The organism is Pseudovibrio sp. POLY-S9 (genome assembly GCF_001431305.1).
In the GTDB taxonomy this organism is placed as follows: domain Bacteria; phylum Pseudomonadota; class Alphaproteobacteria; order Rhizobiales; family Stappiaceae; genus Pseudovibrio.
On the sequence record NZ_LCWX01000237.1, the window covers coordinates 38,433 to 58,775 of the forward strand.

Consider the following 20,343-nt stretch of genomic DNA (forward strand, 5'->3'; position numbering starts at 1 on the left):
TCCCGCAGAGACATACGACTGCTGAGTGCATTATCTTGTCTTAAGATAGCAAGGGTCTTTGCAAGTTCTCTGGTGGGTGTTTGAGACACTGACTTGCCATCAAACGAGATGGAACCTGTCTGGAGTGGCTGCAAGCGGGCCATGAGGGACAAGAGTGTGGACTTCCCTGCCCCGTTTGGCCCAATCAAGGCTGTGATTCCGCTTTCTTTTATGGAAAGCGAGATGTTTTGAAGGATTTTGCTCTTTCCGTAACTATGAGAAACACCATTAATTTCAATCATCTCATTTTTCCTCGAAAGAGAAGCAGCAGAAAGAGAAGGCCGCCGAAGAATTCTACGGTAACGCTCAGGGTAGACTGGCTTTTAAAAATGCGCTCAAAGACCGTCTGGCCGCTGACGAGAATGAGTGCAGCGATCAGGATAGAGGCCGGCAGCAAAATGCTGTGACGGTGGGTGTTCATGATAAAATGGGCAAGACTAGTCACCAACAAGCCAAAGAAAGCGACAGGACCGACCAGAGCTGTTGAGACAGAAACCAGAGTGGCGACGAGGACCAGAACAGCGAAGCTTGCCCTCTCATAGTTTACGCCCAAATTGATCGCATTGCTGCGTCCCAGTGCGATAACATCGAGGCTGTATCTAAGCCGCCAAATGATAAGGCAACATGCTGAAACGAGCAGGATGCTGAGGCCGAGCAGGTCTTTGTCTACGCTGGAAAATTGAGCAAAACTTGCACCTTGCAAAATGGCGAAGTCGTTTGGATCGATAATCCTTTGCAGGAACCCTGTCAGACTTCGAAACAATACCCCGAAAATGATACCCACCAGAACCATACGATGAAGGTCCTGCCTGCCTTTTCCCATCACCGTTGAGAAGAGCAATACAGCTGCAAGCAACATAACACCTACTTCTGCGAGAAACTTGATTTGTCCATCAAGAGCGACGTAGGTGAAACCTCCGAGCATAAACACCAGCAGCGTTTGAACCAGAAGGTACAAAGCATCAAAACCCATGATGGAGGGCGTTAAGATGCGGTTCCCGCTGATGGTCTGGAACAGTAGTGTTGCAACAGAAATTGAGACTGACACCAGCAAAAGTGCGAGTAGTTTTGTTCCCCGGAAAACAAGCAGGAAACTCCAGCTGCCTTTCGCGCCAAGAGTCATGAAAGCGATGCAAGCAAGTGCCAGCAAAACGCTCAGGATAATGAGCTTTTTAGCGTGCATGAGCTGGTCTCGCATACAACAGATAGAGGAAAACGAAAGACCCGATGACGCCGAGTACCGTACCAACGGGTATCTCATAGGGGAAATGAACTAGACGCCCGATAAGGTCGCACGCAAGCACCAGAAGCGCTCCGAGCACTGCGACCCACGGCAAGCTAGCTCGTAGATTATCTCCCATCAATCTGCGGGCGATGTTTGGTACGACCAGACCCACAAACGGGATCATGCCCACTGTGACGACAACCAATGACGTTGAAAGTGCCAATATAAACAGGCCGACAATCACGACTTGCTTGTAATTGAGGCCCAGATTGATGCTGGCATCTTTGCCCATGCCGATGATGGTGAATTGATCAGCCACAACATATGTGAGGATTGCCAGTACGCCACAAAGCCACAAGAGCTCATAGCGGCCGCGTAAGATGCCGGAGAACTCTCCGCTCATCCATGTCCCCTGAAACTGCAGCATTTCTGTTTGAAAAGCGATGAAGATGGTCAAGGCTTCCACGATGCCGCTGAAGATCAAACCAACGAGCGGTACGAGTAATGGAGATGTTACCGGCAATCTGGAGATCATTGCCAGGAAGACAGCCATACCGATCATCGATGTGATGGACGCGACAATCATTTTCACAATCAAAGGGCTACCGGGATAAAGCAGTGTCACAAGCAAAATGCCCAGTGCTGCACTTTGGGCTGTGCCAACGCTGGAAGGCTCCACAAAGCTGTTTCGGGCGAGCATTTGCATGACAGCACCTGAAACAGCAAGGGATGCGCCTGTCAAAACAACTGCCAATGTGCGCGGGATTCTACTGATAAAAAAGAGGTCAATGTTCTGAGGGGTTTGCCACCAGTCAGAGATGGAGATCTCTTTGACACCAACGAATAGGCTGAAGCAGGAAAGCGCGAACAGAGCGACGATAGCAACGCCGATGTTTTTCATGGGACACCAAGGAAATGGCTAGAGCTGAGCAGCACGTGCCCAGCTCTTGGCGACAACTATTACTTATTGAAGGCTTCGATCAGCTGATTGAAGATGCGCATGGTTGCCTGATAACCACCTTGGGCAATGTAAGTTGCAGCCGGATCAAGGTAGATCACCTGCCCCTTCTTCCACGCAGTCGTGCTGGCTACCAGTTCATTGTCCAGAACCTGACGGGCATTTTCAGCATCACTGCCGATTGCTGTTGCGCGATCCATCACCAGAAGCCAGTCAGGATTGGCCTTTTGAATGTATTCGAAAGACACCGCTTCTCCATGAGACGCCACGGCAACCTCAGTCATTGCCGGTTCAATTTTCAGTTCATCATGGAACCAACCGAACCGTGAGCCCGGGCCGAATACAGAGACTTTAGGGCCGTTGGTGAGAACGAACAGCGCCTTGCCCTTGCCCTTGCCCTTAACTGAAGCTTTTACTTGTTCTAGCAACCTGTTGTAATTACTAGTAAGTTGCGCAGCTTTCTTTTGCTTGTTAAAGACCTTTCCGTAGGCTTCCAGATGCGCGAGCAGCGTTGCTGAAACCTCTGAAGAACTTGGCGTCATATCGATGGTTGGCGCGAGTTCAGACAATGGCTTTGCCTGTTTACTGGAACGGCCTCCAACGATGATCAGTTCAGGTTCAAGCGCATTGATTGCCTCGAAATCTGGCTCAAACAGAGTTCCGATGACGTCTGCCTCAGACTGAACGCCATCAAGGTAATCGACATACATTTTGTTGACGACGCCTGCTGGTTGAACACCAAGTGCATTCAGGTTGTCGACCGCTCCGATGTCAAACACAATCAGATTTTTGGGCTCAACAACGACGCTGGCTTTGCCATTTGCGGTGTTGATTTCGACCTGATCAGAAAGGGCTGGAGAAGTTGCGAGGGCGAGGCAGGCGAAAGCGGCAACCGATCTCGTTACACGATGAAACATTTCTAACTCCGTTGGATAGATGTCTCATGGCTTGGCATCAGAGCCTGGCTGTTGAGCTTTGTTTCTATCTAAAATCAAAAAATGAGGATGTCCAATAATACCTGAAGTTTACACTCAGATTTTTATGCAATTGCATCTAAACGGGATTTCAACCCGTCATGGGGCACCCTTCCCGATTAAATAAATAAGGCCATCACTGAGAATAATTTGCCATGAGAATAAGTCGTGACCCGCGGCATAGGCTTCCAGCTTCACCTCATAATCCCTGGCAAGGAGAACGTCTCTAAGATGCTGATTGGACTGTAGTATCCCGCCATCTCCGCCACCTACACTCTTTTCAAAGAGTCCCGCGCTGAGGAAAAAACGGATTTCTTGAAGGGGAGTATTTGCAATGAGGTTCGCGACGTAATTCTCGTCATTCTCCTCTGAGTACCAGTAGGATCCGGAGATGGAGAGTACATTTCCAAAGTGTTGCGGATAGCGCAGAGAGATGGTGCTGGACGCAAGGCCACCAAAGCTGGAGCCTGCCAAAATGGTTCTTTCTGGTGTCGCGGATATACCAAGCTCTGCCTGTGCAAATGGCAATAGTTCTTCCGCTACAAACGCAGCGAACTGAGCGTTGTTAGGAAGCTCCTGAGTTCGTGTATTTGAATCTATATGAGATACAAATACGGTTGCTAATGGCGGAATTGCGCCGTCTGCGACCATGTTATCCAGAATGTCCGGAACAGAGATGCGGCCTTTATAGTGTTCTGCATCAAACATGATGAGCAGCGGAGCGGTTGCTTTTGATGCTTCATAGCCGGCGGAACGGTATAGCCAGATATCGCGTTTGTTCCCAAGGCCTTTGCTCTCAATCTCAGAATGTGTGACCTGACCTTTTGCGACTGTCTGATTGCCGAGAAAATGGCCTGCTTCAGCCGCTGGCAAAAGCACCGTAGAGTGTTGATTGTAAGGATCAATTGCGTTTGCTGGCCAAGGGTGCTTGTTGAGCGGATCTGCTGCCAGAGTTGCCAGAATCGCTCTCCGGCGTTCCATCCAAGTACCTGAAATCACCGGCACATCAACAGCAAGTTGATAAGAAAGGCGCGTGGTGTTGGGAACGATAAATGATTTAAACCAGACGTCACTGCCTGCAAGCTGCTCAAGCTCTTCATGATTGCTTGTTGGGGCACCAAGGAGGCGGACACCAGTTCTGGCGCCTCTGGCAAGAAATGTCAGGATACTCTTGTTGTTTCCGTTGTCTTCAATGAGCGGCGTGCCTTTTTGTTCAATCTCAGTCCAGAAGACATCCGTTGAGCCGCCTGATTTCAGGTGATCTGCAAGGTTGGCAATACGCGGGCTAAGGTATTCATTTTGTTCTATATTCTGATGCTCAGTACCAACTTGCTTGATGATAGACAGCGTGTAGTGCCCGGTTTCAATTGCAGAGACTTTAAGATTGATTGGTGTATCCTCTACGACGAGCAAGAATGGTGAACGGCCAGCGTTTGAAAAAACAAACCTGCGGATGTGAGCACCAGTCAATCGGTTGATACTGTCCAGGTTAAAACGGCCAGAATTCACTTGCCAGCCAAGTTCTATGTAGTCCCCGGTTTCCGCCTGCAGCTCAAAGACTTCTTCCCGGCCTTGCTGAAGAAACCGTGTTTCAGTCGTACTTTCCGGTTTTGAAAGTTCGAGTGCTGACCCTGAAGACACAGATTGAGACATCATAGAAACCATCAAGCTGACTATCGTTTTCTTAAATGAAAACATAGTGATACACCTCTACGCATTGAAGGTGAGCGTGGGCTCACCTCCTTGCTCTTTCATTATTAGAGATCAGAAACGAGTGGTGCCTGAGATGAAGTAGCGGCGACCGTCAACATTGAACTCATCCCAATCCGTTTTCAGGATCTGATTGTCAGCAATGTTTAGAACGCCAGCGCGCAACGTGAAGTTCTTATTGACGTCATAGCGACCTGTGAAGCCTGCTGTGATGTAACCGTCTACTTTGCGGGCAAAGGCCATGTCACCGTTGGCGGGAACCGAGGTGTATTGTTCGCCTACGTAGTTGGCAGATAACGCGAAACTGAATTTTTCACTGAAATTGTAATCCAGTTTAACGTTTGCAGTATGCTCTGGCTGGAAGGCAAGCGGTGCATCGTTGGCGCTTGTGTTTTTTGCATCCAGATAGGTGTAGTTGGCAGAGACAGTCAGCTCATCTGTTGGACGCAAGGTCAGGTTGGCTTCTATCCCCATTGTGCGAGCTTCTTCAATGTTTTCAAACTTGAAGATCGGTTTGCCATCTGCAGTGAGACCAACATAGTTGGAATAGGTCTGAGCAACAGCAACATCAGCTGTTCTGGCGGGTGGAAACTGGATCATGTCTTTGATCGTATTATGGAAACCGGTTAGCCCTGCACTCCATTTTGCTTCGTCATATTTGAAGCCAACCTCAAAGCTACTGCCCAGTTCCGGGTTCAAATCTTCAGCGCCTTCTAAGAAACAATCCCCTCCGCATGAGACCTGTTTCCAGTTGGGGGACAGTTGCAGCAAGGTTGGGGCTTTGAAGGATGAGGACCAGCCGCCTTTGAATGTCAGGGCTTGTGTGAGGTGATAAACACCGTAAACGCGGGGGCTGGCGTTCCAGCCGAATTTTTCGTGTTTGTCCAGACGGCCTCCGAGTGTGACCTCGAAATCCTCTGTGATTTCAAGACGGTCCTCAATGAAGGCTGCGGCTTGCCAGAGGGAACTGTCTGCCCCGCCCTCGCCGACAAGCACATACTTGTCTTCGAGGGATTGATGTTGGTAAGTCGCGCCGACGGTGATGAAGTTCGGGACCAGAAGATTTGCGTCAAAGCTGACTTTGCCATCGCCATTGAAGTTATAAGCTGTGTTCGGCATATCGTCGCCAGCGGCGTTTCCGTGGCCGTAGGAGTTGTCGATGCGGTCACCAAAGACACGCAGCTCAGTCTCGCCAAACTCGTAGGAGCCGTGATGAGTTATGCCCGCTGAGTATCTGTCCAATGTTGTCTTATCGTGTGTGCGCTTGCTGTAACCTGCGTTAAAATCAACGGAATTTTCTTGGTTTACATCCCAGGTCACAGTCGTATCAACGTGCTTGTTATCACTCTTGGCAAAGCCTGCATTGGCGCGCCCGCTTGCACTGTCGGGGTTCAGAGTGCTTGAATCTTTGTGGCGAAAATCCCAACTGCCGTAGGTTCGCATGAAAAGTTTGTCTTTGAGGATTGGACCTGAAAGATTGAAACCCGTCCGGCCATAATCACCGGATTTGCGGTTTTCCTGAAGGGTATATTCGTTGGTAAGTGAGCCGTGCCACTCTTCGGTTTCCTTCTTGGTGATGATGTTGACAACACCACCGATTGCATCTGAACCGTAGAGTGAGGACATAGGACCGCGAACGATTTCAATACGTTCGACGGCTTCGAGCGGAACCCAGCCGGAATCGTAGTCGTTTCCGCGGAAGGCGTTTGGAGCGGAGGTGACGCGTTTTCCGTCTATCAGGAACAACGTGTAATTCTCGTTCAGTCCGCGGATCTGCACTTTGCTTTGATTACCAGCTCTGTTGAACGTGAGACCTTCTACACTTTCCAGAAGGGAACGAACGTCTCGAGCCCCCTGATTTTCCAAGTCATCTGCGGTGATAACAGAGATACTCGCTGGCGCGTTCTTGTAGGTCACTTCAGAAGCTGAGGCTGTGACGACCACTTCATCCAGCAGTTTATTCTCCTGAGCGGATGCCGCTGAAGCGCAAGTCAGCGCGGTGGAAACCAATAAAAGGTTTAGTGCGTTCATTTGCGTTTTTTGCGTAAAACGGGCGTTCTTAAGTGCTCTATCAACGTCGCGGCTAGACATCGAAACATTCTCCAATAGTATCCGCGCGACAGCACAGCACCATGAGCGCTCGCAGTGTGTGGCGAGCACTTTGGGCACCTCTTTACCGAGATGTTCGTGAGCTGGAAGGTCGCGCTGGACTTACTTCATTTATACGAAGTTTTAAACTTGACTTCAAAACTCATAATATATTTATGAGGGGGCGTTCGTCGATTGGAAATGCATTGGCGTGTGCGCCAAAAACATATCCATTCGCGCCAGTGAAAAGTCAGGGAGCACTTTCTGTGCAGATTGAGCAGCAGATCCGAGTCAAAGTCCTGGATGAGACGATGGGCCATCATGAAAATGAAAGTTTGGTGGAGCTCTCACCTATTTTCCAGATTTTCATTTATCTGGAAGGTCAGCAGCAGTTTTACATTGATGATGTTTATTTTGATCTGGATGCCGGGGATCGCGAAACACCCAAGCCTCAGGCTCTGCTGTTCAACCTGCGAAAACCTGCCAATTTGCGCCTGAAGCCGAGTGAGGCCGGGCACTCGCTGCGCAAGGTTGGCATTGCAGCTCAACCGGACTGGTACGGTGCAATTGGGTTTCAGGCCTCTGCTCTTTCTGCGGAAGTGCGGCGCTTTATGAATGGCCACCTGAATTACTTCATCTGGCAGCCAGATGAGCGTATGGTGGACTGTGCTGCGCGGATTTTGGCTATGACCAATGACGGGGCTGATGAAATCGGGGGCCTTCAACGTCAAGCCGAGGCGTTAAGCCTGATGTCTCAGAGCTGTGCTCACTTGCAAGGGGCAGTCCAGGCCGAGAAGCGGGAAACGGACAGTCAGTTACGGATCAAAGGATTGAAGGTGCGGGAATTTCTGCTGGAGCATCTGGAGGAAGACCTTTCCATCGAGCGAATCTCTAAAGAAACGGGCCTTAGCAAACGCAGCATTCAGCGCCACTTTAAGGAAAAGTACAATCTGACAGTCTCTGATTTCATTCGCAAACAGCGTTTGGAGAAGGCGCGGCAAGCCATCAACAAAGGCGGCATTACTGTTTCTGAGGCTGCCTATATGGCGGGATATAACAGCCCGTCCAGCTTTAGCAATGCCTTTAAGCGGATCTATGGATCTGCGCCCAAGACCTGGAGAACATAGGGCCTGAGCTCCCAAAAGGGTCATTTGTGAAACTGCTAATCACTTGCAATTGCTAAGATAATTCTTCTCAAATTGACTTTGGTCAAAGCGAATAGTTTGTAGCTCTTCAAATCTGTCTCCACAAAATTACTGATTGGAGAATCCGATGAAGCTCAACACCAAAGTCGCAGAAGCTCTTAACCAGCAAATCAATGCTGAGCTGAGTGCCTCTTACGTTTACCTCGCTGTGGCTGCCTACTTTGATTCCATTGAGCTGCCAGGTTTTGCAAAGTGGTTCCGTCTTCATTCAAAAGAAGAGACTGACCATGCAATGCGTATTTATGACTTCATCGTGAAGCGGGACTCCCGCGTTACTTTGGAAGGCATATCTGCTCCTACTGTTGAATTTGATTCAGCACAGGAAGCTATTGAGCTTGCCATGAAAATGGAAGTGAAGGTCACGTCGCAAATCCATGCTTTGTTTGATCTCGCCCATGATGAAAAGGAATATGGGACGCAGAACATGCTGCACTGGTTCCTGGAAGAGCAGATTGAAGAAGAAGATCTGTTCCGCCGTGTTCTGGACCAGGTGAAAGCTGCTGGTGATGACCGTTGGCATCTGCTGACACTTGATGATCAGATGGGCCAGCGCCAAGCTTAAATCTCTTGTTATTGTAAAGCTCCCGCTATGCTTTTAGCGGGGGCTTTTTTTGTTTTGTGCCTGGTGATCTATGAGCACCCCCCTGCCAAATTCAGCAGATACACACAGATCAGATTTTGATAAAAATTACGTAACATATTGCATTTTATAGTGATTTTAATTCATTGATCGTGTCGCAAACGTTTATGTATATAGATGCACTTGCATCTATAATTGCACTCCCATATACCCTCGCGCATAAACATGAGTAATTATCTCATATTTGATTCGCCGTAGGTAATACGGCCAATATGTGGGTGGGGATCCTAATGAAGAAACTTCGGTGGCGCTTGCTTGTTTCCGTTTGTGTTTTAAACGGTGCTTATTTTTCTACCGGGGCTGCAGCGCAGGATAGTGTGGATGCCAGCGAGGAGCTGGACCCTGTTGTTGTTTATAGTTTCAACAATGATCGCTTTGCAGTGGCTGCTGACAGAAACACCTCAATCTACGTTTCAACTCAAGCGATTGAAGCCGCTGAGATGGGTGATCTTCGTGATGTGTTTGCTGAGAATGCCTCAGTAACGGTTGGCGGCGGTATCCCTATTGCCCAGAAGATCTTCGTCAATGGTGTGGATGCTCTCAACCTGAACATGACTATTGAAGGCGCGATGCAGAACAACCGTGCGTTCCACCATGTAACAGCCAATGCCATTGATCCAGCGTTGTTGCGTGCGGTGCGTGTGGATGCGGGTGTTGCCGCTGCAGATTCTGGCCCGAACGCTCTGGGCGGTTCCATCGCCTTTCAGCTGATTGATGCATTAGACCTGCTGGAAGATGGCGAGACCATGGGCGGCAAAGCCACGCTGAGCTTTGATACAAACGGCAATACATTCTCCCAAGCTTTGACTGGTTTTGCTGAGCATAACGGCTTTGATATTCTGGCCTTCGCTAAAAACGCTAAGGGACAGGACTACACCTCTGGCGGTAACTGGGAAATCCCGGGTACCGGAGCAAACTTGCAGACTGGCCTACTCAAAGCCGGTTACACCTCACAAAGCGGGCATCGCTTTGAAGTTTCGGGCATGATGCTGAAGGATAAAGAAGAGCGGCCTTATCGTGCTAACTTTGGTGCTTTCAAAGGCAGTTCACCGACCCGCATTTACGATACGATGCGGAAGAGCTTCTCATTCCGCTATGAGCATTTGGAACCTACGGATCTTTATGATCCAGAGATCGTGCTTGGCTTCAGTGAAAGCAACATCGATGTGGAGGAGAGCAAAGGGACTTCCAACACTTTGAATGGTAAGTTGGCAAACACCTTCCATTTCAATGATGTGACAAGCTTCACCACTGGTGTCGACTTTTATCGCAAGACTTCCAAGTTCGAAGACGCCGCTCAGGACCCAACGGAATTCGCAAATAACTTCGGTGCATTTGGGCAGGTGCGATCGGAAGTTCTCTCTGGCCTTGAAGTTTCAGTCGGCGCGCGCGTCGATCATCAGAGCTTTGAAGGTATCTCAGATTTTGATGCCAGAGCGACAGGAGCAAGCGGCAATGCATCAATTTCCTATGAACTGGCAGAGGGGTTCAAGCTGAAAGCTGGATATGCCAATGTGTTTGGCGGTTATGCGCTGGAGGATAACTACCTCTTCTGGACTGACTGGAACTACACACAGTTCAAGCCATCACGCTCTCAAAACGTCACAGCAGGGTTTGAATTTGAACGGCAAGGCCTTTCTTTCTCCGGTAATGTTTTCAGAACCGAGATCAAGAACGCTCGCGGAGAAGTGCAGGTCAAAACACCCACGAAGGTTTACCATGTTGTTTCTAAAGATGTGACGACCACCGGCTTTAACCTTGCAGCGGGCTATGCATGGCAGTCAGGTTCAGCAAGATTGACATACTCTTATACCGAAGCAGAGGTGGAAGGCAGTCACGCAAGTTCTTATTCTGCGTTGGATCTAGCAGCACCTTTAGGGCAAGTACTCGCCTTCAATGTTTCTCATCGGCTGGATGATTATGATCTGACAATTGGCAGTGATATTCAGGGGGCGTTTGATTATGACACCGGAGCAACCGGAGATTCAGATCGAACACTGGAAGGCTTTGCAGTTGTCGGGCTGTTTGCGGAATATGAACCAGAGCAGATTGATGGTTTGAAACTTCGTGTTGAAGCGAACAACATTTTTGATGAGGACTACTCAGACCGGGGAACTTATGGGGGCGATTACAACGTTATTGGCACCCTGAAGGAACCGGGTCGATCCTTCAGTCTGACGGCAAACTACCGGTTCTAGGAAACGAGAGGGTCGCTGTTTAGCGGCCCTTTTTTATTCGTAGAGCTTGGTCAGCAGTTTGAAAAGCTCAAACGCCTCTTTCTTGGTGAGACGTTCTCCGATTTCCTGCTGGATGATTTTGAAATAATGCGGCCAGATTTCCTCGTGGGCATGGGCGGCCTGAGGTGTCAGGAAAATCAGCTGGGCGCGTCCGTCCTCTTTATCTGGGCGACGCTCAATCAGCCCCTTCTTTTCCATACGGGCGATGTGCCGTGACATGCTGAACTGCGCCATGTGCAGATGGTCTTGCAAGTCAGAGGCCTTTGCCCCTTGCTCTCCGGCACGTTCGACCTCCAGCAGAATTTCATACCAGACCGGGTTATCAATGCCATGCGTCCGCAAACTGCGCTCAAAGCGTGGGTAAAGATAGCGGTGGGCCCGCATCAGGTGAAACCAGACACGGCTTGCAAGCTTATCTTCAGCCTCCGTTTCAATCTCGTCGTATGTTTTCATCAACGCAAAGTCCCAGTCAGCAATCCGAAAGACCTAGCATACTGATCCCCCCTGCGGCGCCCGCTCTGACAGATACTGACAGAAAGATTTGCGTAAGGCTCTCCTTACCTACAAAACACGGGAGTGGATTTGCTCGGCGACGGTGTCGATGCGGCTTTGGTTCTGGCCTCCAATAATGATGTAACGATAGCCGTTGCCGGTCCAGTCAGCGGAGGCCATGCCTTTGAGATTGGTGGATTGCATGATCGTTCCGGCGGCATCGGTGTCTTTGAGGATGCAGAACGCAACCGGGGCACCGTTGGGGTCTGCAAAGACGATCTGGATGAGTGGTGCGCCTTCATGGCCCAGAACCTGGGTTCGCAGTAGTTTCAAGCCTTCCAGATCATTGAGGTCTGAAAGGTTCAGCTGCTGGCCTACAGCAGTTGAGGCTTCAGCTAGCTCTTGTTTCAGTTCATCCTCGGACCTGTTCAAGGATGCGATTGTCTCTTTGACGTAAAGCGCCTGATAGCTTGCAACTTCCTGCCGCCAGTCAGTTGCGTCATCTGCCCAGTACATGAAGCCTGTTCCGATGGCCAAGCCAATCACAAGCGTTGCTGCGCGGGTGCCCCATGTGCGGACAAAGGTTGGAGCGACTGCATGATCGTTTGCAGGGGTTGGCTGTGCGAAGATCTTGTTTTCCAGCTGTTTCAGGTGATCTGCGTCAGGGATCTCTGCAAAGCCTTGCTGGACGACGGGGAGCAGACCTTCAAGTGCCAGCAGGCGTTGTTCCAGGATCGGATCGCTCTCCAGATCCGCTTCTATTTGCTGCGCGGTTTCAGGGTCCAGAGAGCCTGCCAGATAAGACCGTAGGTGTTCGTCGGTGTACGTCATGCCAGCTCTCCCTTCTTCATCTGGTTGGCTTGTTCCTGCTTTAAAGGCGCAAGCGTTTTTCGGGCTGCAGATAAACGGCTCATGATCGTTCCAATAGGAATACCTAAAATTGCGGCTGCTTCGCGATAGGTGAATTGCTCAACAAAGACAAGTTCCACCACAGAGCGCTGACCTTCTGGCAGTCGCATCACTTGTTTAAACACTTCAGCGGCAAAAATATTCGTTTCAGGGGATGGAGACGGGTCGATGAGGCTGGATTCGATGGCGGTGTCGAGCTGGCCGGTTTTCCTCAGGTGCTGGCTGCGCATCTCGTTTAACCAGATGGACCGGCAAATGGTCATGGTCCAGGCGGCAAAGTTTGAACCTGCATGAAACTGGTTTTCCCGCTCCAATGCCCGCAGACATGTGGCCTGCACCAAATCGTCCGCCAGATCCTTTTGCCCTGCAAGCGAAAGTGCAAAGCGCCAGAGCCGGGGCATGATGGTGATTAGGTCACTTTGAAAACGTTTCTGATATTTTTTTCCAAAATACATCGAATAAAAGCCAGCTGTCGTGTGTTCCTCAATTGATAGCAACCAAAAATCGTCAATCACATCAAATCACGAAGGCGACATACCTATGGTAAAAACCCTTTTTCGCACCTCTGCGATGCTTTTACTGTTGTCTGGCAGTGCCCTTGCTCAAACCTGGAGCGTGGACAGCGAAAGCTCACGTCTTTCATACGGCACCATCAAGAAGAACTCCGTGGGGGAAGTGAACAGCTTTGAGAAACTCTCCGGCTCTGTCTCGGAAGATGGCAAGCTGCAATTGAAGATCGATCTGGGGTCTGTTGAGACCAACATCGATATCCGCAATGAACGTATGCGCCAGATTGTGTTTCAAAGCATCGGGTCTGCTGATCTGACTGCACAGCTGGACGTTGCTGAGCTGAGCCAGCTTGCGGTTGGCGCAACCACTGTTGTTGATCTGGAAGCCACGCTCAATTTGCTGGGCACTGAGATCCCGGTAGAAACGGAAGTTTTTGTGGCGCGCATTTCCGACAGCAAAGTTTTGGCGACGACCAATGACATGGTGTTTTTGGGAACTGAGGAAGCTGGCGTAAATGCGGGTGTGGATCAGCTGAAAACACTTGCCAAGCTGAACGGGATTACACGGACGGTGCCGGTTACTCTTCGCCTTATGCTGACAACAGAGGGAAAGCAGGCCGCAGCTGAACCAGTTGCCGCTCCTGCTCCGGTTCAGGTGGCGTTTGCGGGTGATGTGAAGGCGGGGAAGAAAGTTTTTAAGAAGTGCAAAGCATGCCACAGCGTGAAGGAAGGGCAGAACAAAGTTGGCCCGAGCCTGCATGGTGTGATTGGCCGTCAGGCAGCTGCTGTTGAGGGCTTCAAATATTCCAAGGTCATGGCAAACGCCGATGTAACCTGGGATACAGAGTCTCTGACCGAGTTTCTCACTAAGCCGAAGAAATTCTTGCCAAAAAACCGAATGGCATTTGCCGGTTTGAAGAAGCCAGCAGATATCGAGAATCTGCTGGCTTATCTGGACAGCGCATCAAAATAGCTGCGGTTTGATGCGCTCGCGCCCGCTCGTCTTTCCACCACGAGTGGGCGCATTTATTACATGCCGATCAACAAAGACCCGCTGACGAAACCTGCGCCAATGGCAGACAATAGGATTTTGTCGCCCACCTTATAGCTTCGATTTTCCCGACACCTGGAGAGGCTAAATGGGATGGTAGCGGCAGAGCTGTTGCCGTACTCCCCCAGAGTCATCAGTGTCTTATCTGCATTTATTCCAAGATTGGTTCCGACAGCCTGAATGATCCGAGAGTTGGCCTGATGGGGTGCCCAGTGGTCTACCTCTGACGGTTTGACGTCCGCCTGCCCCAGAATTTTCATTGCTGAGTCAGTAAGCGTGTTGACCGCTTTGGCAAAAACCGTCTGCCCGCCCTGCAAGCTCATCAGATATTCATTGGGGTCCATATCCGGTCTGTATGGAGTGCGACTGCCTCCGCCGGGGATCTTGATGAGATCGTAATAAGCACCATCAGATGCCAGATCTGCAGCAAGGATGCCCTGTTCTTTGTGTGCTGGTGGCAGAACCACAACAGCACCTGCGGCATCTGCAAAAAGCACGCGGCTGGCGCGTTCTGCCGGGTTGATGCGACGGCTTAGGATGTTGGCTGCGACGACGAGAACTGCAATGCCTTGCGCTTTGGCATAGGCATCGGCCATGGCCAGTGCGTAGAGGAACCCTGCACAAGCTCCTGCCATATCGATACCGCCGGAGTTTGGCAGGCCAAGTTTGTGCACCAGCAGAGGCGCTGACGGCGGTAACAGATGGTCAGGCGTGCTGGTTGCCAGCAGTGTCAGGCCGATTTTAGCAGGATCAATACCTGCGTCGTCAATGGCCATTTGGGCTGCTGGCAGGGCGATATCTGTCAGCGCCTGGTCTGACGAGACATAGCGGCGCTCGCGAATGCCTGTGCGGCGTTCGATCCAGCCTTCTTCCAGTCCCAGATCCTGCTCGATTTCCGCATTCAGTACGCGGCGTTCTGGTGCGTAATGCCCGAAGCCGATTAGTCCGCCGCGGTCCTTAGAGGAGTTCATCAGCAGCCTCAGCTATTGCGTCGTAGATCTGGTCAATATCGCCTTGAGTGACACAGTATGGCGGCATGGAATAGAGTGTGTTGCCAAGCGGGCGCAGCAGCAGACTCTTTGACTTGAAGAACTCATAGAGGCGCGGGCCGACGTCAGACAGATATCCGTGATCCTTAACGTTGATATCCATGGCGGCGATGGTGCCGGTTTGACGGATGTTGGTGAAACGGCCATCGTCTTTGAAGCGTGCAAGACCTGCGGATTGCATTTGCATGAGCTTTGCTATGCGGTCATAGACTGGTTCATTTTCCCAAATTTCCAGATTGGCGACAGCAGCGGCGCAGGCGATTGGGTTTGCTGTGTAAGAGCTGGAATGGAAGAAGGTTTTGCTTCTGTCCATGGAGTAATGCTCATCGTAGATCGCGGAGGAGCACATGGTAACGGCAAGTGGCAGAGAACCACCCGTCAGGCCTTTGGAATAGCACGCGATATCTGGTGTGATTTGGGCGTGCTCACAAGCGAACATCTTGCCTGTACGGCCCCAGCCCGTCATCACCTCATCAGCGATGAACAGGACGTTATGCTTTTTGCAGACCTCATAGAGCGCACGCAGGGTTTCTGCGGAATACATCAGCATGCCGCCAGCACCCAGAACGAGTGGCTCAACTATGAATGCTGCGACATCGCTTTGCGCACAAAGCTTTTTCAGCTCATCAATTGTAGTCTGCTCATTGCCTGCAGTTGGGAATGGCACTTTGGCCACATCAAACAGCAGCGGATTGTAAGGCTGGTTGAAAACGCCACGCTCGCCAACGGACATGGTGCCGATGGTATCGCCGTGATAGCTGTTTTCCATGACTACGATGCGTTGGCGGTTTTCGCCCAGATGATGCCAATAGCCGAGCGCCATCTTGAGTGCCACTTCCACGCTGGTGGAGCCGCTATCTGAAAAGAAGACATAGTCCAGTCCGTCAGGCGTGCATTTGAGCAGCTGCTGTGCAAGGCGCTCTGCGGGCTCGTGGGTATGGCCTGCAAAGATTACCTGATCCAGCTTCTCAGCCTGTTCCTTGATCGCGTCAATAACATGGGGATGGCAATGGCCGTGGGTTACGACCCACCAGGAAGCGATGGCATCAAGCAGTTTGTCGCCGTCATCCTTTGTCAGGTATGCGCCAGAACCGCCCGTAATCCTGGTCATTTCCGTCAGCACAGCGTGCTGGGTGAATGGATGCCAGATTGGTGAGTGCTTAGACATTATGCGTTCTCCCCGTTTTGCAGGCAGAAGTCTTCCAGACGGAAATTCTCTGCAAACGCTGTTCTTATTGTTTCTGGGGTGATTTGTTTCAGCAGTGGCAAGCGGCCAAGCTTCTTGACACCTGCGTACTCTGTGATCGTACGTTCTGAATCTGCCACTTCCTCACCGATAAATACGATGCCGAGCAGGTTGCAGCCACGGGTACGCAGTGCTTCAATGGAAAGCAGGCTGTGATTGATGGTGCCAAGGCCGGTGCGGGCACACAGCACAATCGGTGCCTGCCACTTTTTGAAGAGGTCAATGTAAAGCGTCTCGCGCGTGAGCGGAACCATAAGACCGCCTGCCCCTTCAACGATGAGCGGTCCATCGACCTTAGGTAATGCCAGACTCTCCGTATCGATCAGGACATCTTCTGCTTCCGCTGAGAAATGCGGAGATGCAGGTACATGCAAACGGTAAGTCTCTGGCAGTGTTTTGCAGCCTGTCAGACGCGTCACAGCTTGTGTGTCGGTTTCTTCTTCCAGTCCGGATTGAACGGGCTTCCAGTAGGTGGCAGCTAAAGCCTGCGTCAGCGCTGCAGAGAAAATTGTTTTACCGATACCGGTGTCGGTGCCTGTAACTACGATTGGTTTTGTCATGAGCGAACCAGCCCCATTTCTTCTGCAAGCACTTCAAACATGTTGGATACATCAGACTTGCTGGCATGCAAGGTTAACGCAATGCGTAGGCGGGATGTGCCCCGTGGTACGGTTGGTGGGCGAATGCCGCGGATGTCATAGCCGCGTTCCTGCAGTGCTTTTGCAATCAACATGGTGCGTTTGTCATCACCAATGAAGAACGGAAGAATATGCGTTCCGCTGCCCTTTTGTCCGCACAGACGGTTCATCTCAGCATTTGCATGTTTTACAAGGTCAGCAAGCTGGTCCCGCCGTTCCGGTTGATCCTGTAGCAGTTTTAGCGATGCACGCACGATGGCTGCGACCAGAGGCGATGGCGCGGTTGCGTAGATGAACCCGCGCGCGCGGTTGATGAGATAGTCGATCAGAACAGCTGGCCCGCAGACAAGTGCGCCGGAGGCTCCAAGAGCTTTGCCACAAGTATGGAGCGAAATAACGTTCTCCCGGCCTTCAAACTCCGCCGCCAGGCCTTTGCCACCCTCACCCAGCACGCCTGTTGCGTGGGCTTCATCGACCAGCAAAAAAGCATCGTGCGTATCAGCAAGTTCTATCAGGTCCCTGATCGGTGCCTGATCTCCGTCCATGCTGTAAAGGCTTTCGCAAGCGATCCAGATGCGCCCTGTTTCGCCTTGTTGGCGCCACTGGGCAATACGTGCCAGCGCATCCTCAACCTGATTATGTTTGAAGGCCATGGACTGGGCTGCACCCAACTTCATGCCGTCATGTGCACTGGCGTGGATGAGGCTGTCATGCAGGACAAGGTCGCCCTGCTGCGGCAGGGTTGAGAACAGCGCCATGTTGGCGTTGTATCCCCCACCAAAGAAAAGGGATCGCTCTGTGTTGAACAGTTTTGCCGCTTCCAGCTCAAGGGCTTCATGCTCCGGGTCATTGCCACGCAAGAGACGTGAGCCACCAGCACCCAGACCGACACCACGGGCAAGAGTGTTTTCTGCCGCTAAACGCAATTCTGGCGCTGTTGTCAGCGCCAGATAGTCATTGGACGAAAAATCGCAGCCATGCGCTTTGAGCAAAGAACGGGACCTGCCCCGTTCTGCAAGGCGCTCGAGCGCTCCTTGGTGCTTATTCAGCAGGCTCATGCTCAGCCGCACAGCTTTTCAGCCCCATAGGGCGGATACCAAGGCGTTTGAACAAAGCTGCGTCCTTGGAGTCTTCCGGGTTGTCTGTGGTGAGCAGTGTTTCGCCTTTGAAGATGGAGTTTGCTCCAGCAAAGAAACACATTGCCTGCGTCTCATCAGACATTTCTGTCCGGCCTGCCGACAGGCGTACATGAGATTTCGGCATCATGATACGTGCAACGGCAATCAGACGAACAAAGTCAATCGGGTCAACCGGTTCGGCATCCTGAAGCGGCGTGCCTTCAATCGGGATAAGCATGTTGATCGGCACGCTGTCCGGATGCTCTTCCAGTGTTGCCAGAGAAACCAGCATGTCGAGGCGATCCATATCTTTTTCGCCCATGCCGACGATGCCGCCAGAACAGACTTTGATACCGGATTCCTTGACCAGATTCAGGGTATCGATACGATCAGAGAACTTGCGGGTTGTAATAACCTCGCTGTAGTAGCGCTCTGAAGTGTCGATGTTGTGATTGTAATAATCCAACCCAGCATCTTTGAGGCGCAGAATTTGCTCCGGCGTCAGCATGCCAAGCGTCATGCAGCTTTCCATGCCGAGCTCTTTGACGCCTTCCACCATCATTTCAATGGCGCGCATGTCGCGATCTTTAGGAGAGCGCCAGGCTGCGCCCATGCAATACCGGGTTGCGCCGCCTTCCTTCGCCTTTTTGGCTTCTTCCAGCACCATTTGGACTTCAAGAAGCTTTGAGGCGGACAGCTCGGTGTTGTTGCGAGCGGACTGGCTGCAATAAGCGCAATCTTCCGGGCAACCGCCTGTCTTGATGCTTAAGAGCTGGCTTTGCTGGACCTCATTGGGGTCAAAATGCTCGCGATGAACGCAGTGAGCTTTAAACAGCAGGTCATTAAACGGCAGGTTGTAAAGAGACTCAGCCTCTTCACGCGTCCAGTTCGTACGGATGTCAGATGATTTTTGCACGCAGTTCAACTCGTTGATTTCCCCTAGGGCGTGTTTTGCCGTCAATTACAGCAAAAATGTGGCGTGCACAATGATCTATTAGAGGAATTTATTAAAACTGCCACTGATTGAACACCTTATATCCCTTCAGTTTTGCTGAGATTTTGAGCATTTCAAAACTGAAGATTTTATTTGGCTATGTCACATTGGAATAAAAAGCTGCGCCACTCAAATGATGAGATAAATTTGCTCAAAAGGGGCGAGAATGCAGGAAACTACTAGTTTTAGAGGGAGCTGAGTTTTCGCTCAATGAATTGGGAGAGAAAAATGGCGATCCCTGCAGGATTCGAACCTGCGACCGTCGGCTTAGAAGGCCGGTGCTCTATCCAGCTGAGCTAAGGGACCGCTTTTGCAAGGGCGAGTGGATCGCCCGGTGCGTGGGATGTTTCATAAGGCCGTTAGAGAATAATCTCAATGCTGAAACTTAATGTGTCCACGGAGATAATCTGTCAAAACGGAAATTATCTGAATAGGATGCGCGGCGGTGCTTACGTTTGCTCTCTTCATCAACACGGTATGCAACATTGTTGCGTGTTGCGTAGGCGACCGCTTCTTCCTTGGTCGGGAACTTCAGCTTTACCTGCTGCTTCATATCACCTGATGACGTATAGCCCATCAGCGGATCAATGGATTTTGGGGACTGTGGATCGAACTCCAGCACCCAGTTGTTGGTTTTGGCTGTTCCGGACTGCATTGCAGTTTTGGCTGGATTGTAAATGCGAGCTACCATGTAACCTCTCTTTTTCGCATTGGATTCGGAAACATACTCTCCAACGCGATATACCAGTTTTCCTGTTTCTTCTCCAATTATGCCATTGGTGTCAATGCACTTGGTCAAGCTATACCGATTTCTCTTAGTAAATAGCTATAGATGCACTCATTGCGGCCTTAAGTGCAATAATTGCGCTAACCGGTGCAATAATTGCGGTTTTATTTCCAGTATTACCGGACTTGACGTTGGGCGATTTTTAATTAAGAAATTGCGAAGCTTTCGTGATATTTCTGTGACTAGTTACTTCTCCAAAGTTTATAAGTAATTTTAACTTGAAATATACCGGAGACAAAACTAGTTTGCGCGCGAACTGAGCGTTCACTGGAAATAAAAGCGCTTGAAGGTAGCTTTAATACACAAAGTTCCTCGAGTGCTTTTCTGGTGCCCGCTCATTTGAGGGCAACACTGCCACATTCAATGATGTGCGCTCGCCCGCCTTTGGCCTGTGATGAAGGGTGGGTGCAAAATTGTAGTCAGGTGTTATGCCTGCTGCCAGGTGCATGAGAAACTACGCGAAGAAGACGCGGC

19 protein-coding genes and 1 tRNA gene are annotated in these 20,343 nt (G+C 50.7%); 4 read left to right on the forward strand and 16 right to left on the reverse strand.

All coding sequences use genetic code 11. From position 1 onward, the window contains the following. From PPL9_RS24320 to PPL9_RS24345, 6 genes are all read right to left on the reverse strand, one after another. Positions 1-281 (reverse strand): ATP-binding cassette domain-containing protein (locus PPL9_RS24320; protein ID WP_152986826.1); only part of this gene is annotated, 281 nt, incomplete at its 3' end. Next, positions 278-1,237, reverse strand: a complete 960-nt coding sequence (locus PPL9_RS24325) for an iron chelate uptake ABC transporter family permease subunit (RefSeq protein WP_057465139.1) — start codon at positions 1,235-1,237, stop codon at positions 278-280. The genes PPL9_RS24325 and PPL9_RS24320, both read right to left, overlap by 4 nt. Then, complete coding sequence (locus tag PPL9_RS24330; RefSeq protein ID WP_057465140.1) at positions 1,212-2,165, reverse strand: iron chelate uptake ABC transporter family permease subunit; 954 nt, start codon at positions 2,163-2,165, stop codon at positions 1,212-1,214. The genes PPL9_RS24325 and PPL9_RS24330 overlap by 26 nt, the downstream gene beginning before the upstream one ends. 59 nt (positions 2,166-2,224) lie before the next feature. Further along, positions 2,225-3,139 (reverse strand): siderophore ABC transporter substrate-binding protein, encoded by a 915-nt coding sequence (locus PPL9_RS24335; RefSeq protein WP_057465141.1) that lies wholly within the window; start codon positions 3,137-3,139, stop codon positions 2,225-2,227. A gap of 156 nt (positions 3,140-3,295) precedes the next feature. Next, positions 3,296-4,894, reverse strand: a complete 1,599-nt coding sequence (locus PPL9_RS24340; protein ID WP_057465142.1) for an alpha/beta hydrolase-fold protein — start codon at positions 4,892-4,894, stop codon at positions 3,296-3,298. Positions 4,895-4,960: 66 nt separating this feature from the next. Then, positions 4,961-6,997 (reverse strand): TonB-dependent receptor, encoded by a 2,037-nt coding sequence (locus PPL9_RS24345; protein WP_057465143.1) that lies wholly within the window; start codon positions 6,995-6,997, stop codon positions 4,961-4,963. Between the two features lie 308 nt (positions 6,998-7,305). Here PPL9_RS24345 and PPL9_RS24350 point away from each other — a divergent pair, with 308 nt between their 5' ends. The 3 genes from PPL9_RS24350 (at position 7,306) to PPL9_RS24360 (ending at position 11,037) form a co-directional block, all read left to right on the forward strand. Beyond that, complete coding sequence (locus tag PPL9_RS24350; RefSeq protein ID WP_208989600.1) at positions 7,306-8,121, forward strand: AraC family transcriptional regulator; 816 nt, start codon at positions 7,306-7,308, stop codon at positions 8,119-8,121. A gap of 145 nt (positions 8,122-8,266) precedes the next feature. Next, the gene (locus tag PPL9_RS24355) at positions 8,267-8,761 is read left to right on the forward strand and encodes a ferritin (protein WP_057465144.1); all 495 of its coding nucleotides are present in this window, start codon (positions 8,267-8,269) and stop codon (positions 8,759-8,761) included. Positions 8,762-9,069: 308 nt separating this feature from the next. Continuing rightward, positions 9,070-11,037 carry a TonB-dependent receptor gene (locus PPL9_RS24360; RefSeq protein WP_057465145.1) on the forward strand — a complete coding sequence of 656 codons (1,968 nt, stop codon included), beginning with the start codon at positions 9,070-9,072 and terminating at the stop codon, positions 11,035-11,037. Positions 11,038-11,070: 33 nt separating this feature from the next. Here PPL9_RS24360 and PPL9_RS24365 read toward each other — a convergent pair whose 3' ends face one another. The 3 genes from PPL9_RS24365 to PPL9_RS24375 all read right to left on the reverse strand — a co-directional run bounded on the left by PPL9_RS24365 (position 11,071) and on the right by PPL9_RS24375 (position 12,992). Next, positions 11,071-11,529: a MarR family transcriptional regulator gene (locus PPL9_RS24365; RefSeq protein ID WP_057465146.1), complete on the reverse strand. Its 459-nt coding sequence runs from the start codon at positions 11,527-11,529 to the stop codon at positions 11,071-11,073. Between the two features lie 108 nt (positions 11,530-11,637). Next, entirely contained in the window at positions 11,638-12,399 is a 762-nt protein-coding gene (locus PPL9_RS24370) for a hypothetical protein (protein WP_057465147.1), read from the reverse strand. After that, positions 12,396-12,992 (reverse strand): RNA polymerase sigma factor, encoded by a 597-nt coding sequence (locus tag PPL9_RS24375; protein ID WP_244273451.1) that lies wholly within the window; start codon positions 12,990-12,992, stop codon positions 12,396-12,398. The genes PPL9_RS24370 and PPL9_RS24375 overlap by 4 nt, the downstream gene beginning before the upstream one ends. Before the next feature lie 25 nt (positions 12,993-13,017). Between PPL9_RS24375 and PPL9_RS34360 the strand changes: the two genes are divergently transcribed. Beyond that, positions 13,018-13,959 carry a cytochrome c family protein gene (locus PPL9_RS34360; protein ID WP_057465149.1) on the forward strand — a complete coding sequence of 314 codons (942 nt, stop codon included), beginning with the start codon at positions 13,018-13,020 and terminating at the stop codon, positions 13,957-13,959. Between the two features lie 56 nt (positions 13,960-14,015). Here PPL9_RS34360 and PPL9_RS24385 read toward each other — a convergent pair whose 3' ends face one another. From PPL9_RS24385 to PPL9_RS24415, 7 genes are all read right to left on the reverse strand, one after another. Continuing rightward, positions 14,016-15,008: a beta-ketoacyl-ACP synthase III gene (locus tag PPL9_RS24385; protein ID WP_057465150.1), complete on the reverse strand. Its 993-nt coding sequence runs from the start codon at positions 15,006-15,008 to the stop codon at positions 14,016-14,018. Further along, the gene (locus tag PPL9_RS24390) at positions 14,995-16,254 is read right to left on the reverse strand and encodes an adenosylmethionine--8-amino-7-oxononanoate transaminase (protein WP_057465151.1); all 1,260 of its coding nucleotides are present in this window, start codon (positions 16,252-16,254) and stop codon (positions 14,995-14,997) included. The genes PPL9_RS24385 and PPL9_RS24390 overlap by 14 nt, the downstream gene beginning before the upstream one ends. Further along, positions 16,254-16,892 carry a dethiobiotin synthase gene (bioD, locus tag PPL9_RS24395; protein WP_057465152.1) on the reverse strand — a complete coding sequence of 213 codons (639 nt, stop codon included), beginning with the start codon at positions 16,890-16,892 and terminating at the stop codon, positions 16,254-16,256. Before bioD ends, PPL9_RS24390 begins: the two co-directional genes overlap by 1 nt. Then, the gene (locus tag PPL9_RS24400; RefSeq protein ID WP_057465153.1) at positions 16,889-18,028 is read right to left on the reverse strand and encodes an 8-amino-7-oxononanoate synthase; all 1,140 of its coding nucleotides are present in this window, start codon (positions 18,026-18,028) and stop codon (positions 16,889-16,891) included. Before PPL9_RS24400 ends, bioD begins: the two co-directional genes overlap by 4 nt. Next, positions 18,012-19,004, reverse strand: a complete 993-nt coding sequence (bioB, locus tag PPL9_RS24405) for a biotin synthase BioB (RefSeq protein ID WP_057465384.1) — start codon at positions 19,002-19,004, stop codon at positions 18,012-18,014. Before bioB ends, PPL9_RS24400 begins: the two co-directional genes overlap by 17 nt. Positions 19,005-19,311: 307 nt before the next feature. Further along, positions 19,312-19,388 (reverse strand) — tRNA-Arg (locus PPL9_RS24410). 79 nt (positions 19,389-19,467) lie between these two features. Further along, a complete protein-coding gene (locus tag PPL9_RS24415) occupies positions 19,468-19,773 on the reverse strand; it encodes an ETC complex I subunit (protein WP_057465385.1) in 306 nt (101 codons plus the stop codon). Between the last annotated feature and the right edge of the window lie 570 nt (positions 19,774-20,343).